This is a genomic window from Rhodanobacter sp. UC4443_H10, from assembly GCF_052978325.1.
The window spans coordinates 2,029,703-2,043,549 of sequence record NZ_CM129668.1; the positions used below are offsets into that span (position 1 = coordinate 2,029,703).

Here is a 13,847-nt window from a genome sequence, read left to right on the forward strand (position 1 = left end):
GCTCAGCGGGCATCGGCCGGTGCCGTGGCACGCTGGTAGCGCGAGGCCATCACCACCCGCATGAAGTCATCCAGCAGCGCACGCCGCGTGGGGTCGCCGTCATCGAAGGCCATCGACCAGCTGTAGCGGATGCCGCTGGCCTGGCCCGGATCGCAGAACACCAGCACGTCGTCGACGTGGTCGCTGCCTTCGTAGACGCTGGCCTCGCAGGACATGTGCGGATGGCGCACGGCGAAGCTGGCGGCCTTGCCGGCGGGGTCGAGCTGGAGGTAGCGCTTCCGGTCGGCCTGCACCTCGGCGGCCAGGCTGGGCAGCACGCGCGGCCACACGTTCAGCACCATCACCCGCTGCGGCTTGCCGCTCCACTCGCCCTGGTACAGCACCGCGTTGACGCCGATCGCCTGGGCGTAGGTGCAACAGTCGCGCGTCCAGCCCGGCGGCGATGCCACCGCTATCGTCCAGGCCGGCGCGTTGCCGTCGCGGGCGCCGCGGGCCAGCACGTCGTCGTCGGTGCCGGTCGCCCAGGTCAGCGCCGCGCAGAACAACAGTGCCAGCGCCACGCACAGACGCGCGCTCACGGCTTCCACCGGTAGCCCACGCCATGCACCGTCTCGATCGCGTCGAACTCGGGCGCCACCGCCACGAACTTCTTGCGGATGCGCTTGATGTGCGAGGTGATGGTGGCGTCGTCCACCACCAGCTCCGCCTCGCGCATCAGCTGGTCGCGGTTCTTCACGTGGCCGGGGAAGCGCACCAGCGTGTGCACCATCCAGAACTCGGTGACGGTGAGCGGGATTTCCGCGCCGTTCCAGGTGATGCGCATGCGCTCGGATTCCAGCTTCAGCGGGCCGTGCTCGAGCACCGTCTCGCTGGAGGCGGGCGCCTTCAGCGACTCGATCCGGCGGAACAGCGCGGCAATGCGCGCGGCCAGCTGGTGCAGGCTGGTGTCCTTGCTGAGGTAGTCGTCCGCGCCCAGCCGCAAGCCGGAGATCACGTCGAAATCCGAGTCGCGCGCGGTGAGGAAGATCAGCGGCAGCGTCGACGATTTCGCGCGCAGTTCGCGGCACAGGTCGAAGCCGCCCTCCGGTTCGTCGCCCAGGCCGATGTCGATGATGACCAGCTCGGGCAACTTCATCGCGAACGCGCTGGACGCTTCCTGGCGCGAACCGTAGCCGCGCGCGTCGTAGCCGAAACGGTTCAGCGCCTCGACGTAGTTGGCGCGGATCAGCGGTTCGTCCTCGACGATGGCAATGCTGCGGCCCATGGCGCACTCCTTGGATGATGGCTGCAGCGTGCTATGCGCGCCGCGCGGGCGCAAGCGGTCGCAGCGCGCTGCCAGCGATTTGCCACAAGCCGCCGGCAAATCGCCCGGCAGCGGCCGGCGCACGCGCCGCGACGGAGGCTTTGATGTGATCCACGCACTCCATCACGAGGTCACTCATGGACACCCGCCGCAACGAACACGACCCCCGCGCCGAACTGCACGGCTTCGAGCCGCTGCGCACCGGCCTGGCGCTGGGCGCCCTGCTGCTGGGCCTGTTGGTCGGCTTCTTCTGAAGGAGGCGCGCCATGTCCCGTCATCTGTCCAGACTCGATCCGTTTGCCGTGGTGGAAGTCGTCCGCGCACCCGGCGCGAAAGGAATCGCGCCGGGTGCGGCCCGGGACGACACCGATCCCGACTGGCAACCGCTGTAACCGTGTTCCTCCCCCTGGTGGTTGCTTGCCCCTCGCTTGCGAGGGGCTTTTTTTCGTGCGCGTGCTGCCCGCCCTTTGCCACGACTGGCCCGAACGCCGCCGCCGGCGCGGCTCCCGCGCGACCTTCACGCGTGCGGCAATGCCATCGTGGCTCGGGCCACAGGAGGACACCGACATGCATGCAGCAATACGGCTTTCGCGCACATGGCGTCACTGGTTGATGGTCGGCAGCCTGATGCTGGCCGCCGGACTGGGCCTCGATGCGGTGTGGCTGCACGCCCGGGTCGCGCTGGCGCAATGGCTGAACATGCGCGCGCAGGCTCGATCCAGCCGGCTGCGGCCGCGATCCGCACAGCGAACCTGAACGACACAGTTGGCAAATTGAGCCTCGCCGCGGGAACCAATCGGCAGGTACCGGGTCGGACCTGATGATTGGCGTGCGTTCCTCTTTGCCGTGGAACCTGCCGGTGCGAGGTTTGCGAGCTCCCTGGCGGACTTTCGCGCCGGCACGCGCCAATCCATGGTGTTTTCCCCCTTGCGTCCCCGACGACGTTTATCCCGGTGCCTCCCTCCTGGCGCCGGGATTTTTTCTTTGTGCCGTCTGGCCAGGCGATCGCCTTGCGCGTGGCGGCGGGCACCCTCAACCGATCGCCTTGCGCATGGCGGCGGGCATCCTCACTCGATCGCCTTGCGCATGGCGGCGGGCATCCTCACTCGATCGCCTTGCGCATGGCGGCGATCTCGGCCGCGTAATCCTTCGCATGGAAGATCGCCGAGCCGGCCACGAAGGTGTCGGCGCCGGCGGCGGCGATCGCGCCGATGTTGTCGGCGGTGACGCCGCCGTCGACTTCCAGCCGGATCGCCCGGCCGCTGGCTTCGATCCGCTCACGCGCCTGGCGCAGCTTCTCCAGCGTGCCAGGGATGAACTTCTGCCCGCCGAAACCGGGGTTCACCGACATGATGAGGATCATGTCCAGCTTGTCCATCACGTAATCGAGATGGTCCAGCGGCGTGGCCGGGTTGAACACCAGCCCGGCCTGGCAGCCGGATTCCCGGATCAGCCCCAGCGTGCGGTCGACATGCTCGCTCGCTTCCGGATGGAAGCTGATCAGGCTGGCGCCGGCCTTGGCGAAATCCGGCACGATGCGATCGACCGGCTTGACCATCAGGTGCACGTCGATCGGCGCCGTGATGCCGTACTTGCGCAACGAGGCGAGCACCATCGGCCCGATCGTGAGGTTCGGCACGTAGTGGTTGTCCATCACGTCGAAATGCACCCAGTCCGCCCCCGCGGCGAGCGCCGCGGCGGTGTCCTCGCCCAGCCGGGCGAAATCGGCGGCGAGGATGGACGGGGCGATGATCGGGGATTGCTTGGGCATGGGTGGCTACCGGGCGGCTCGAAGACGACGTCTATTGTAGGAGCCCGCTCGCGGGCGATGCTCCTGCTCTTGCGAATGCCGAACCTCGAAGCCCGAAAAGGAGCATCGCCCGCGAGCGGGCTCCTTGTACGTTGGTCATCGAGGGCGGCAGGCGTAAGGTCGTCCACGTTTTCGGGGAAGCCGCGGGCTCCTTGAGGCAGCCTGGCTGACCTCGCACGTAGAGCGGCTCCCCGCCCCATTCGCTGAGCACGATAAGTGTCCCGGGCCGTTGAGCCAGCGTGACAAGGGTGTGCCGCGAGAGTGCGGGGTCGGGGAACCTGAAAACATCCTACCCCACGATACCGCACGAGGCACGCGCATGACTTCTTCTTCGGATACGGCTTGGCTGGCATTGGACATCGGCGCGAAGTCCCATGCCTGGGCCAGCGAGATCGCCGGCGAGCGTGAGCAAGGCACGGTGGATAACACGGCGCCAGCCTTGCTGACGTTCCTGAAAGGGCGCTTGCGCCACGGCATGACGCTGCGCGTACTGGTCGAGGCCACGGGCGTGTATTACCTGGACGTGGCGCTGCAGGCGCAGCAGCTGGGCGCCGAGGTGATGGTGATCAACCCGCGCGTGGCGCACCACTTCGCGCAAGCGCTGAACCAGCGTAACAAGACCGACCGGCTGGACGCCAAGATGCTGCTGGAATGCCTTCAGCGCATGCCGTTCCTGGCCTGGGTGGCGCCGAGCGAGGCGCACCTGCAGCTGCGGAGCTACGGACGTTTCCTTGTCCAGCTGACCGAGGCGAACACCGCCAACAAGAACCGCCTGCACGCCTTGCAAAGCGTCAAAGGCAGCCCGCGCCTGTTGCGCGACGAGCTCAAGCGCATGATCGCCAGCACCGACAAGCGCATCGCGCGCATCCGCACCCACGCCATCGCCCTGATCCGCGAGGAGCCTCACTTGAACGCCTGCTTCAAGGCACTGTGCAGCTTCACGGGCATCGCCGACGTCTCCGCTGTCGCCCTGCTCAGTGAACTGATCACCCTGCCACCCACGCTCAGCAGCCGCGCCTGCGTCAGCCACGCCGGCCTCGACCCGCGCGTGTTCGAATCCGGCACCAGCGTGCACAAGGCGCCGCGCATCTCCCGCCACGGCAACAAGTACCTGCGCCGCGCGCTCTTCCTGCCCGCCATGAGCGCGACCGTGCACGACCCACGCGCCAAGGCCTTCAAGGAACGCCTTGTCGCCCGCGGCAAGAAGCCCTTGCAGGCCACCACCGCCGTCATGCGCAAGATGCTCACCGCCGCTTGGGCCGTCATGAAAAACCCCGCCCTCTACGACTCCGCTCTCCTCTATGCAGACCTCGAAAAGGCTTGACTTCGATCTAAGTGTCTACTTGAATCCTCTTGCTTCCTTGATGCGGTCGTAGGCGGCGTTGATCTCGCTGGCGCGCGACTCGGCGCGCTTGCGCATGTCTTCGGGCAGGTCGCCGAGGCGGTCGGGGTGGTGCTCGGAGATCAGCTTGCGGTAGGCGCGCTTGATGGCGCGCTCGTCGGCGTTGCGGTCGATGCCCAGCACGGCATAGGGATCGGGCCCTTGCGGCGTGCGTTGCGGCGGCACGTAGCCGCCGCCATTGCCGTACTGCTGGCGGCCGCCGCGCGGGCCGCCCGCGCCCTGGTTCCAGGCGTAGCCCTTCATCGCCATCAGCGCCATCAGCTCCATGTCGCTGACGCGCAGCGCGAAGGCGAGCTGGCGCAGGATCGACATCTTCTCCGGTCCCGGGTTGCCCTCGGACAGTACCGTCTCGATCACCACGTCCAGCACCGGGAACGCGTGGTCGCGGCGCAGGCCGACCCAGCTGCGCAGCTCGGCGATGGTGCGGGTGACGTCGAACTCAGGCTGCTTGCCCGCATTGAAGCTGGCCACGGCCTGCGCGCGCTGCTCGGCGGTCAGGCCCATGCGCGTCATCAGCCGCTCGGCCACCGCGATCTCGGCCTCGGAGACGCGACCGTCGGACTTGGCCACCGCGCCAAGCAGGGTGAACAGCGGGCCGACGAAACCGCCGGCCTCGGGCGTGGCCTGGCGGCGCTGGCTGTGGCGCAGGTTGTCGAAGATGAAACCGAGCACCGCGCCCACCACCGCGCCCGGCATGTGGCCGACCAGCAGGCCGAAGATGCCGAACCAGATCGTGTAGGTGAAACTCATGGCTGCACCTGCGCCGGCGCGGCTGCCTGCGCGCTGTACCAGCGTGCCAGCGCGTCGAGCTCGGCGGCGTTCAGCGGACCGATCGCCGCGCGCATCACCGGCACGTTGCGGCGGCCATCGCGGTACTGCTTGAGCGCATCGCGCAGATAATCCAGCCGCTGCCCGGCCAGGTTCGGCACGCCGGGCATGTGCGCCTGCCCGGTCTCGCCGTGGCAGGCCGCGCAGAGGCCGAGCCGGCCGGGCCGGGAGGCAGATTGGGCAAGGCTGGGCGAGGCGGCCAGGCAAAGCGCCGCGATCAGGAATATTCGCATCGGCAACACATGGGGCCAAAGGATGCCAATTCTAGCAGTGCGCCCGATCGGCCCGGCGGCACGCTCCCGGCGCCGTGCCGGCAGTCGCTACAATAGACATTTGCCGCCTCGTGGAACCCGCCGTGCCCACCACCCTGCCCCAATCGAACCTGCCTGGCCTCGAGCTGATCCATCGCGGCAAGGTGCGCGATGTCTACGCGCTGGATGATCAGCGGCTGCTGATGGTGGCCACCGACCGGTTGTCGGCGTTCGACGTGGTGATGCCCAACCCGATCCCGGGCAAGGGCGAGATGCTCACCCAGATCTCCAACTTCTGGTTCGGCAAGACCGCGCACCTGGTACCGAACCACCTGCTCGACGTACCCCTGGCCGAGGTGCTGCCGCGCGGCACCGACCTCAAGCTGTACGAGAAGCGCGCGGTGGTGGTGCGGCGGCTGAAACCGGTGCCGGTGGAATGCATCGCCCGCGGCTACCTGATCGGCTCGGGCTGGAAGGATTACCAGGCCAGCGGTGCGCTGTGCGGCATCGCGCTGCCGACCGGCCTCAAGCAGGCGCAGCAGTTGCCCGAACCAATCTTCACGCCCTCGACCAAGGCGGCGGTGGGCGACCACGACCAGAACGTCAGCTTCGACGCCGTGGTGGACGCAGTCGGCGCCGACCTCGCCGGGCAGGTGCGCGACGCCACGCTGGCGATCTACCGCTGGGCCGCCGCCTATGCGGCCGAGCGCGGCATCATCATCGCCGACACCAAGTTCGAGTTCGGCACCGATGCGAGCGGCAAGCTCTACGTGATGGACGAGATGCTCACCCCGGATTCCTCCCGCTTCTGGCCGGCCGACGAATACCGCACCGGCATCAGCCCGCCCAGCTACGACAAGCAGTTCGTGCGCGACTGGCTGGAGACGCAGCACTGGAACAAGACCGCGCCCGGCCCGGTGATCCCGGACGAGGTGATCGCACGCACCGCGGCCAAGTATGCCGAGGCGCTGCACAAGCTGGCCGGCATCCGGCTCGACTGAGGTTTCATCGAGGGGGAACGCTCATGCGCACCATGCAGGACTGGCTCGACAGTTACAGCAGCGACCACCAGAACCCGACCAACCAGATGTTCCACTGGTTCTGCGTGCCGCCGATCGTGTGGTCGGTGATCGCGCTGCTGTGGGCGGCCCCGGTGCCGTTCACCGCGCTGCGCCCCGGTTCGTGGGCGGTGCTGGTGATGGTGCTGGCGTTCTACTGGTACTGGAAGCGCTCGCACCGGCTCGCGGCGGGCCTGCTGATCGCGTTCGCCGTGCTGGGCCTGTTCACCAACTTCCTGTACTGGCGGCTGGGCGCGCCGGCGCTGGCGTGGTGGGCGGTCGGCGTGTTCGTGGTGGCCTGGATCGGCCAGTTCATCGGCCACAAGTACGAAGGCCGCAAGCCCAGCTTCCTCACCGATCTGTCCTATCTGCTGGTCGGCCCGGCGTGGCTGATGGCCAAGCTCTATCGCAAACTGGGACTCCGCCAGATCACATGAATACCGCACTTGCCGTGACCAGCACCCTGCTCTGGTGGGTGCTCTACAGCAGCATGGCGGCGCTGGTGTTCGCGCTGATCGGCTGGTCGGTGCTGCGCTGGACCGAGCGCTGCGCGGTGGTGTTCAACCGCGTCTACCTCGCCTGCCTGCTGTGGACGATGCTCGGACTGTTGCTGGTGTTCCTGGTGGCCGTCTACGAAGGCGCGGTGCATCCACCCTACGGCGGCCTGCTGCACTCGGGCCTGCTGCGCGTCGCGCTGGTGCTGGACATGCTGCTCGGCGCGGTCCTGCTGTGGCGGCTAGTGCCGCGCATCGACGCCCGCCGCATCCGCCCCGGCAGCGCCTGCATGGCGGTGGCCGCGAGCATGGCGATCGGGTTCGGCGTGGCCACCACGCTGGTGTAGCCAGACCGCACGAGGCGCGGGTCAGCCCGCGCCTCGTGCCGGACACGCCGGATCAGTGCGCGAGGATCGCCGCGCCGAAAATGAGCACGACGAGGAAGCCCAGCACCATGCCGGCCACCATGTTGATCAGCTCGACCACGCAGGCCTTGCCGAAGCCGATCTCGCTGCCGTCCGCGGCCCGCAGCAGGTAATTCACCACGACGGCACCGACGAGGAAGGTCACGATCAGCGACAGCACGCTGCTGTGCACCACCATGCCGAGGATCAGCATCGCCGCGAACGCGCCGACATAGGTCAGCACCACCGCGCCCAATGCACGCAGGTAGGACGGCATGAAACCGACCACCAGGCGGAAGGACACGCTGAGGATCAGCGCGCCGAGCGCGATGCCCACGACGATCATGATCAGCATGGCGAATAGGCCCATGCCGGCCAACGCGGCAAACGTAGAAGTACCCATAAAATCCCCTGGATTGCGATGGAAGGAAAACCGCCCGGTGGCATCCCCATGCCTGGCCGGGCGGCGGCTCCAGCCTAACCGATTCCCTGCGCGGCGGCAGCGCCGGAGTCAGTGGAAATCGCGCGAGCGACTGTCCAGCTCGCCCAGCCACGCACTCATGTCGGTAAGCCGCCGGGCGATCAGGTGGGCCACGCCGTCGACGCACTCCCACTGCCCTTCCACCCCGAGCAGGCGCGCCTCCAGATACGCGCGCCGTTGCCGCTCGGCCACCTGGCTCCACACCACCACGTTGATCGCGCCGTGCTCGTCTTCGATGGTGATGAAGGTGACGCCGCTGGCGGTCTGCGGGCGCTGGCGCTGGGTGACCAGGCCGGCGGCGCGCACCGTGCTCTGGTGCGCTTGGCCGCGCAGACTGCGCGAGTCGGCGAAACGCGCTGCGTGCAGGCGCGGGCGGATCAGTTGCAGCGGGTGCGGGCCGAGGCTGAGTCCGGTGCGCGCATAGTCCGACTGCAGGTTTTCCGCCACCGACGGCACCGGCAGCACGACGGCCTCTTCCGCCGGACTGGCGCGCCCGAACAACGGCAGCTGCGATTCGACCCCGGCCACCGCCCACTTCGCGCGATGGCGATGACCCGCCAGGCCGCGCAAGGCGCCCGCCTCGGCCAGCAGTTCCTGCTGGCGGCGGTCGATGCCGGTGCGGGCGCACAGCTCCGTCACGTCGACGAAGGCACGCACGGCGCGCGCTGCCGAAATCCGCCCGGCGACATCTTCGCGAAAACCGCGCACTTGCCGCAGCCCGAGCCGCAGCGCCGGCTGATCGCGCCCGTCGTCCTCCAGCGTGCAGTCCCAGTCGCTGTGGCGCACGTCGACCGGGCGCACCGCGATGCCGTGGCGCTGCGCGTCCTGCACGATCTGGCTGGGCCCGTAGAAACCCATCGGCTGCGCGTTGAGCAGGGCACAGGCGAACGCAGCCGGCTCGTGGCATTTCAGCCAGCAGCTGGCGTAGACGATGCCGGCGAAACTGGCCGCGTGGCTCTCGGGAAAACCGTAGCTGCCGAAGCCCTTGATCTGCTCGAACAGTCGCGCGGCGAACTCGGCGGTGTAGCCGCGTTCGAGCATGCCGCGGATGATCCGCTCGCGGTGGTGCTCCATGCCGCCGTGACGTTTCCACGCCGCCATCGCGCGGCGCAGCTGGTCGGCCTCGCCGGCCGTGTAGCCGGCCGCCACGATCGCCAGCTTCATCACCTGCTCCTGGAACAGCGGCACGCCCAGGGTGCGTTCGAACACCGCCTTCAGATCCTCCGAGGGATAGTCCACCGGCTCCTCGCCGCGCCGGCGGCGCAGGTACGGATGCACCATGTCGCCCTGGATCGGGCCGGGCCGCACGATCGCCACCTGGATCACCAGGTCGTAGAAATTTTCCGGGCGATGCCGCGGCAGCATCGCCATCTGCGCGCGACTCTCGATCTGGAACACGCCGACGGTGTCGGCGCGCTGGATCATCTCGTACGTTTGCGGGTCTTCGGTCGGCAGCGTCGCCAGGCTGTAATCCTGGCCGCGATGCGCGCGCAGCAGGTCCAGGCAACGGCGCACGCAGCTGAGCATGCCCAGCGCCAGGCAATCGACCTTGAGCAGGCGCATGGTGTCGAGGTCGTCCTTGTCCCACTGGATGATGGTGCGATCGGGCATCGCCGCGTTTTCCACCGGCACCAGCTCGGCCAGCGGTGCGTCGCTGATCACGAAGCCGCCCACGTGCTGCGACAGGTGCCGCGGCATGTCGCGCAACTCGGCGGTGAGTTTCAGCACCCGGCGCAGCACCGCGCCCTGCGGGTCGAAACCGTGTTCGCGCAGGCGTTCGTCCAGCGATTGCTCACCGCGCCAGCCGAAGATGCCGCTCAGCTGGTCCACCTGGTCCGGCGGCAGGCCCAGCGCCTTGGCCACGTCGCGCACGGCGCTCCTGCCGCGATAGCAGATCACCGTGGCCGCCAGCGCGGCACGCTCGCGGCCGTACTTGGCATAGATGTACTGGATCACTTCCTCGCGCCGCTCGTGCTCGAAATCCACGTCGATGTCGGGCGGCTCGTTGCGCTCCTTGCTGATGAAACGCTCCACCAGCAGGTTCATCCGCGCCGGGTCGACCTCGGTGACGCCGAGCGCGAAACACACGGCGGAGTTGGCCGCCGAGCCGCGGCCCTGGCAGAGAATTCCCTTGCTGCGGGCGAAGTGCACGATGTCGTGCACGGTGAGGAAATAGGACTCGTACTTCAGATATTCGATCAGGCCCAGCTCGTGCTCGATCTGTGCGCGGACTTTCTCCGGCACGCCATCCGGCCAGCGCCAGCGCATGCCTTGTTCGGTGAGATGGCGCAGCCAGCTGCTGGCGCTGTGGCCGGCCGGCACCAGTTCGGCGGGGTAGCGGTATTCCAGTTCGTCGAGGCTGAACGTGCAGCGCGCGGCGATGGCGGTGCTTTCGAGCATCAGCGCGGCAGGGTAGATCGCACCCAGTGCCTCGCGCCGGCGCAGGTGGCGCTCGCCGTTGCGGAAGATCAGCGCGCCGGCTTCGGCCAGCGGCACGCGATGGCGGATCGCGGTCAGCGTGTTCTGCAACGCCAGCCGGCGACGCACGTGCATGTGCACGTCGCCGGCGGCAACCAGCGGCAGGTCGAGGCTGTGCCCGAGCCGCTGCAGCTCGCGCAGGCGTTGCGCGTCGTCCGGCCCGTGATGCAGTTCCACCGCCAGCCACGCCCGCTCGGCGAAGGTGTCGCGCATCCAGCGACCGTGCGCGACATCGGGCTCGCGCCCGGGCATCCACAGCGCGAAGGTGCCCGGCACGCCATCGGCGAGATCGGCGCGCTGCAGCCGGTACGTACCCTTGGCCGCGGCGCGGCGGCCACGGGTGATCAGCGCGCACAGTGCGGTATAGCCGGCCTTGTTCTCGCACAGCAGCACCAGTTTGGGGCCGTCGTCGAGCTGGAATTCGGCGCCGACGATCAGCTTCACGCCGGTGGCGCGCGAGGCTTCCAGCGCGCGCACGATGCCGGCCAGCGAGCATTCGTCGGTGACCGCCAGCGCCTCGTAGCCGCAAGCCTTCGCGCGTTCGAACAATTCACGCGCGCTGGACGCGCCGCGGCCGAACGAGAAGTTCGACAGGCAATGCAGCTCGGCATACGCGTTCATGCGAACCAGCCGTGCAGCATCCAGCCGTCGCGCTCGCCCGGCGCGCAAAATGCCCAGCCGCGCTGGCCTTGCGCGGTTTCCACCACGTAGTAGTCGCGGCACACCTCGCCGCCATCCCACCAGCCGGTTTCCAGCCGCTCGGGGCCGGCCAGGATCTGCGGGGCGGGACCACGCAGGGGAATCGGCCGCTCGAACAGCCAAGTCGGTCGCGGCGAGGGTTCCTGCCAGCCGTCATCGTGGGCCGTCACTTTCTGCGCCAACTCGGGCCGCGGATCGGTGGTGCTGCCCAGTTGATGCACGGCATGATCGCCCAGCCGCGCACGCAGGCGTTCGCGCAACTGTTCGATCGGCAATGCGTTGGCGGGGCGCTCGTCGAACAGGTCGCGGCCGGCCGGCACGAACGCAGGCAGGTCGCGCGCGATCAGGCGCATGGCCAGCACCGGCTGCGGCAATTGCACCTGCTCCAGTCGTCCGCGTGCCAGTTCGAACAGCATGCCGGCCTCGCGCTCGGGTGCGAGCAGGCCCACCTTCACCTCGGTGTGTCCCTCGCGATGTTCCAGCTGCAACGTGAAACGCTGCACGCCGCCGTCGCGACCGGCCAGGTAGGCGGACAGGTCGGCCGTCATCCGCCGCAGCGGAAACACCAGCGCGCCGATGGCTTCGACTTCATGCGTCAGCTCGATGCGCAGGTCGAAGCGGTCGGGTGGCCGATACGCTTCCAGGCCGGCCGGGGCCGCGCCGGTCAGCCGATCCAGCGCCAGCAGCAACTCCGCACCGAAGCGCCGGCGCAGGCCGTCGCGCGGCAGCACCAGCAACTGGCCCAGCGTGCGGATGCCCATGCCCGGCAAGGCGTCGGCCGCCGCCGCAGGCAGGCGACTCTGCGACAGCGGGATGCGCTGCAGCGCGTGGCGCAGCTGCTCGTCGGTGAGCACCGCCTGGCCGTCGGCGACACCGGTCAGCACGTGGGCCGCATGCGGCGTGGGCGCGGCGCTGATCCGGTGGCGGAAACCCAGCGCATCGAGATCGGCACGCAGCAGGCTTTCCAGCCGCGGCCACGAGCCGAACAGGTTCAGGCTGCGGCTGACCTCCAGCACGATCGCGTGCGGCAGCAGGCTCACCTCGGCGCTGTAGCGATAGGCCACCGCGGCCAGGAACCGATGCCAGTGGTCGACCCGCTCAGGCTGGTACGGCAGCGCCTCGAATTGCGCCAGCAGCGCCTGCGCCGCGCTCAGCCGCTGGCCCACGCGCAGGCCGGCCTCGCGCGCGGCCGCGTTCGCTGCCACGATGCTGCGCGCATGTCCGGTGCCGGCCACCAGCACCAGCGGGCCCGCGTCCGGGCGGCGGCGGAGGACACCGTCCAGTGCCAGCTGCGGCAACAAGATGCAAGCCCACAACATGCGCGGCCACCATCAATGCAGCGCCGCGGTGGGCAGCGGCAGCGGTTGCGCCGGCACCGCGCCGCCCCGGCATTTGCGCACCCATACCCGCGCCTGCGGCCGTGCCTCCAGCTCCAGCCGCAACGCCGCCGGCGAGGCATTGGAGAGATGCCGGCGATCGCGGAACGCGAAGGCCAGCGCGCGGCCGCCGTCGGCCGCCACCTGCAGGCGCCGCAGCGCGCGATCGTCCGCCTGCCGCGGCCACGCCAGCACCGCCGCGCAGCTGCCCGAGCGCAGGCATTGCTCCGTCGCCCACAGCACGTCGGCCTCGGTCGCGTTGACGATCTCGACCCGACGCATGTCCACGCCGTGCTGGCGCCAACCGGCCACGCAGGGCAGATACGGCGGCGCCACCAGCACCACCGGCCGCGCACCCTGGCTGAGGCGCGCCAGCGTGGGCAGCACCAGTTGCAGTTCGCCCACGCCATCCAGCGGCAGCAGGATTTCCGACAGCGCCGCCGCCGGCCAGCCGCCGCTGGGCAGCACCGCATCCAGCGCGGCCCAGCCGGTCGGCTGCTCGCCGGCCGGCGGCGGCTCGGCCCGGCCGCGCCAGACCCGGCGCGCATCGAGCAGGTTCGACAGGGGCAGCACGGCCGCCATCAGCCGCCCCTCAGCAGGCCGGCGAACAGGCCTTCGATGGCGAAATCCTCGGTGGGGTCGGGATCGATCGGCTGGTAACCGGGGCTGTTCGGCAGCAGCCGGATCACCTCGCCCTGCCAGTACAGCCGCTTGATCGTGAAGCGGTCGCCGCCGACGCGCGCCGCCACCACCTGGCCGTGCCGCGCCACCGGCGTGGCGTGCACGCCGACCAGGTCTTGGTCGAGGATGCCCTCGTCGCGCATCGAGTCGCCAACCACCCGCACCAGATAATCCGGCGTGAGCCGGAACAGCCAGCGCGACACCCGCAGGCTGCGCTCGATCCGCGACTCGGAGAACAGCGGCTCGCCGGCGGCGATGCGGCCGACCAGCGGCAGCTCCAGGGTATCGGCATCCAGCGCGTCGGGCGCATCCACCAGGCGGATGCCGCGCGAGCGGTGCGGCTCGATCGCCAGCCGCCCCTTGGCCTCCAGCGAACGCACGTGTTTGAGCACCGCGCTGACGTGGGGCAGGCCCATCGCCTGGCCGATCTCCTCCAGCGTGGGCGCCTGCCCATCCCGTGCCACGCGGGCGCGGATGAACTCGAGGATGTTGGACTGGCGGCTGGTCAGGTGCAGGCTCATGGTTCCGGCATTTTCACCTCAAAAGGTGAAAATTGAAAGTACCCGGAAATCATCCCCGCCG

At 69.1% G+C, this 13,847-nt stretch carries 16 protein-coding genes; 6 read left to right on the forward strand and 10 right to left on the reverse strand.

Annotation, left to right across the window (positions count from 1 at the left end; genetic code table 11):
- Window positions 1-2: 2 nt before the first annotated feature.
- Window positions 3-587 carry a hypothetical protein gene (locus tag ACVCMB_RS09420; protein ID WP_447106773.1) on the reverse strand — a complete coding sequence of 195 codons (585 nt, stop codon included), beginning with the start codon at window positions 585-587 and terminating at the stop codon, window positions 3-5.
- Entirely contained in the window at window positions 575-1,264 is a 690-nt protein-coding gene (pdsR, locus tag ACVCMB_RS09425; RefSeq protein ID WP_447098052.1) for a proteobacterial dedicated sortase system response regulator, read from the reverse strand. Before pdsR ends, ACVCMB_RS09420 begins: the two co-directional genes overlap by 13 nt.
- Before the next feature lie 305 nt (window positions 1,265-1,569).
- Here pdsR and ACVCMB_RS09430 point away from each other — a divergent pair, with 305 nt between their 5' ends.
- Both ACVCMB_RS09430 and ACVCMB_RS09435 read left to right on the forward strand, forming a co-directional pair.
- Complete coding sequence (locus tag ACVCMB_RS09430; RefSeq protein WP_447098051.1) at window positions 1,570-1,695, forward strand: hypothetical protein; 126 nt, start codon at window positions 1,570-1,572, stop codon at window positions 1,693-1,695.
- A gap of 55 nt (window positions 1,696-1,750) precedes the next feature.
- Window positions 1,751-2,059 (forward strand): hypothetical protein, encoded by a 309-nt coding sequence (locus tag ACVCMB_RS09435; RefSeq protein WP_447099683.1) that lies wholly within the window; start codon window positions 1,751-1,753, stop codon window positions 2,057-2,059.
- A 346-nt stretch (window positions 2,060-2,405) separates the two neighbouring features.
- Here ACVCMB_RS09435 and rpe read toward each other — a convergent pair whose 3' ends face one another.
- On the reverse strand, window positions 2,406-3,074 hold the full coding sequence (rpe, locus tag ACVCMB_RS09440) for a ribulose-phosphate 3-epimerase (RefSeq protein ID WP_447106774.1): 669 nt from the start codon (window positions 3,072-3,074) through the stop codon (window positions 2,406-2,408).
- Between the two features lie 358 nt (window positions 3,075-3,432).
- Between rpe and ACVCMB_RS09445 the strand changes: the two genes are divergently transcribed.
- On the forward strand, window positions 3,433-4,437 hold the full coding sequence (locus tag ACVCMB_RS09445; protein WP_447106191.1) for an IS110 family transposase: 1,005 nt from the start codon (window positions 3,433-3,435) through the stop codon (window positions 4,435-4,437).
- Window positions 4,438-4,452: 15 nt separating this feature from the next.
- Here the strand turns inward: ACVCMB_RS09445 and djlA are convergent, their stop codons facing one another.
- A complete protein-coding gene (gene djlA, locus ACVCMB_RS09450; RefSeq protein WP_395120200.1) occupies window positions 4,453-5,265 on the reverse strand; it encodes a co-chaperone DjlA in 813 nt (270 codons plus the stop codon).
- On the reverse strand, window positions 5,262-5,576 hold the full coding sequence (locus tag ACVCMB_RS09455) for a c-type cytochrome (RefSeq protein ID WP_447106775.1): 315 nt from the start codon (window positions 5,574-5,576) through the stop codon (window positions 5,262-5,264). The genes djlA and ACVCMB_RS09455 overlap by 4 nt, the downstream gene beginning before the upstream one ends.
- Window positions 5,577-5,698: 122 nt before the next feature.
- Between ACVCMB_RS09455 and ACVCMB_RS09460 the strand changes: the two genes are divergently transcribed.
- From ACVCMB_RS09460 to ACVCMB_RS09470, 3 genes are read left to right on the forward strand one after another with little or no spacing between them, the layout of a single operon-like run.
- On the forward strand, window positions 5,699-6,595 hold the full coding sequence (locus ACVCMB_RS09460) for a phosphoribosylaminoimidazolesuccinocarboxamide synthase (protein WP_447106776.1): 897 nt from the start codon (window positions 5,699-5,701) through the stop codon (window positions 6,593-6,595).
- 23 nt (window positions 6,596-6,618) lie between these two features.
- Entirely contained in the window at window positions 6,619-7,089 is a 471-nt protein-coding gene (locus ACVCMB_RS09465) for an Mpo1 family 2-hydroxy fatty acid dioxygenase (RefSeq protein WP_395120203.1), read from the forward strand.
- Window positions 7,086-7,493: a hypothetical protein gene (locus tag ACVCMB_RS09470; RefSeq protein WP_395120204.1), complete on the forward strand. Its 408-nt coding sequence runs from the start codon at window positions 7,086-7,088 to the stop codon at window positions 7,491-7,493. The genes ACVCMB_RS09465 and ACVCMB_RS09470 overlap by 4 nt, the downstream gene beginning before the upstream one ends.
- Before the next feature lie 52 nt (window positions 7,494-7,545).
- Here ACVCMB_RS09470 and ACVCMB_RS09475 read toward each other — a convergent pair whose 3' ends face one another.
- From ACVCMB_RS09475 to lexA, 5 genes are all read right to left on the reverse strand, one after another.
- Window positions 7,546-7,953 carry a hypothetical protein gene (locus ACVCMB_RS09475; RefSeq protein WP_395120205.1) on the reverse strand — a complete coding sequence of 136 codons (408 nt, stop codon included), beginning with the start codon at window positions 7,951-7,953 and terminating at the stop codon, window positions 7,546-7,548.
- A gap of 108 nt (window positions 7,954-8,061) precedes the next feature.
- Window positions 8,062-11,130, reverse strand: a complete 3,069-nt coding sequence (locus tag ACVCMB_RS09480; RefSeq protein WP_447106777.1) for an error-prone DNA polymerase — start codon at window positions 11,128-11,130, stop codon at window positions 8,062-8,064.
- Window positions 11,127-12,527, reverse strand: coding sequence for a Y-family DNA polymerase (locus ACVCMB_RS09485; RefSeq protein ID WP_447106778.1), 1,401 nt, complete (start codon window positions 12,525-12,527; stop codon window positions 11,127-11,129). Before ACVCMB_RS09485 ends, ACVCMB_RS09480 begins: the two co-directional genes overlap by 4 nt.
- A 12-nt stretch (window positions 12,528-12,539) precedes the next feature.
- Window positions 12,540-13,166, reverse strand: a complete 627-nt coding sequence (imuA, locus tag ACVCMB_RS09490) for a translesion DNA synthesis-associated protein ImuA (protein WP_395120208.1) — start codon at window positions 13,164-13,166, stop codon at window positions 12,540-12,542.
- Entirely contained in the window at window positions 13,166-13,786 is a 621-nt protein-coding gene (gene lexA / locus ACVCMB_RS09495; protein ID WP_395120209.1) for a transcriptional repressor LexA, read from the reverse strand. The genes imuA and lexA overlap by 1 nt, the downstream gene beginning before the upstream one ends.
- Window positions 13,787-13,847 lie beyond the last annotated feature (61 nt).

Coding starts and splice junctions, on each gene's coding strand:
- ACVCMB_RS09485 (WP_447106778.1), bottom strand. CDS start 12,527: ATGTTGTGGGCTTGCATCTTGTTGCCGCAGCTGGCACTGGACGGTGTC.
- lexA (WP_395120209.1), bottom strand. CDS start 13,786: ATGAGCCTGCACCTGACCAGCCGCCAGTCCAACATCCTCGAGTTCATC.
- ACVCMB_RS09475 (WP_395120205.1), bottom strand. CDS start 7,953: ATGGGTACTTCTACGTTTGCCGCGTTGGCCGGCATGGGCCTATTCGCC.
- imuA (WP_395120208.1), bottom strand. CDS start 13,166: ATGGCGGCCGTGCTGCCCCTGTCGAACCTGCTCGATGCGCGCCGGGTC.
- ACVCMB_RS09430 (WP_447098051.1), top strand. CDS start 1,570: ATGTCCCGTCATCTGTCCAGACTCGATCCGTTTGCCGTGGTGGAAGTC.
- ACVCMB_RS09470 (WP_395120204.1), top strand. CDS start 7,086: ATGAATACCGCACTTGCCGTGACCAGCACCCTGCTCTGGTGGGTGCTC.
- ACVCMB_RS09455 (WP_447106775.1), bottom strand. CDS start 5,576: ATGCGAATATTCCTGATCGCGGCGCTTTGCCTGGCCGCCTCGCCCAGC.
- pdsR (WP_447098052.1), bottom strand. CDS start 1,264: ATGGGCCGCAGCATTGCCATCGTCGAGGACGAACCGCTGATCCGCGCC.
- ACVCMB_RS09465 (WP_395120203.1), top strand. CDS start 6,619: ATGCGCACCATGCAGGACTGGCTCGACAGTTACAGCAGCGACCACCAG.
- ACVCMB_RS09445 (WP_447106191.1), top strand. CDS start 3,433: ATGACTTCTTCTTCGGATACGGCTTGGCTGGCATTGGACATCGGCGCG.
- ACVCMB_RS09480 (WP_447106777.1), bottom strand. CDS start 11,130: ATGAACGCGTATGCCGAGCTGCATTGCCTGTCGAACTTCTCGTTCGGC.
- rpe (WP_447106774.1), bottom strand. CDS start 3,074: ATGCCCAAGCAATCCCCGATCATCGCCCCGTCCATCCTCGCCGCCGAT.
- djlA (WP_395120200.1), bottom strand. CDS start 5,265: ATGAGTTTCACCTACACGATCTGGTTCGGCATCTTCGGCCTGCTGGTC.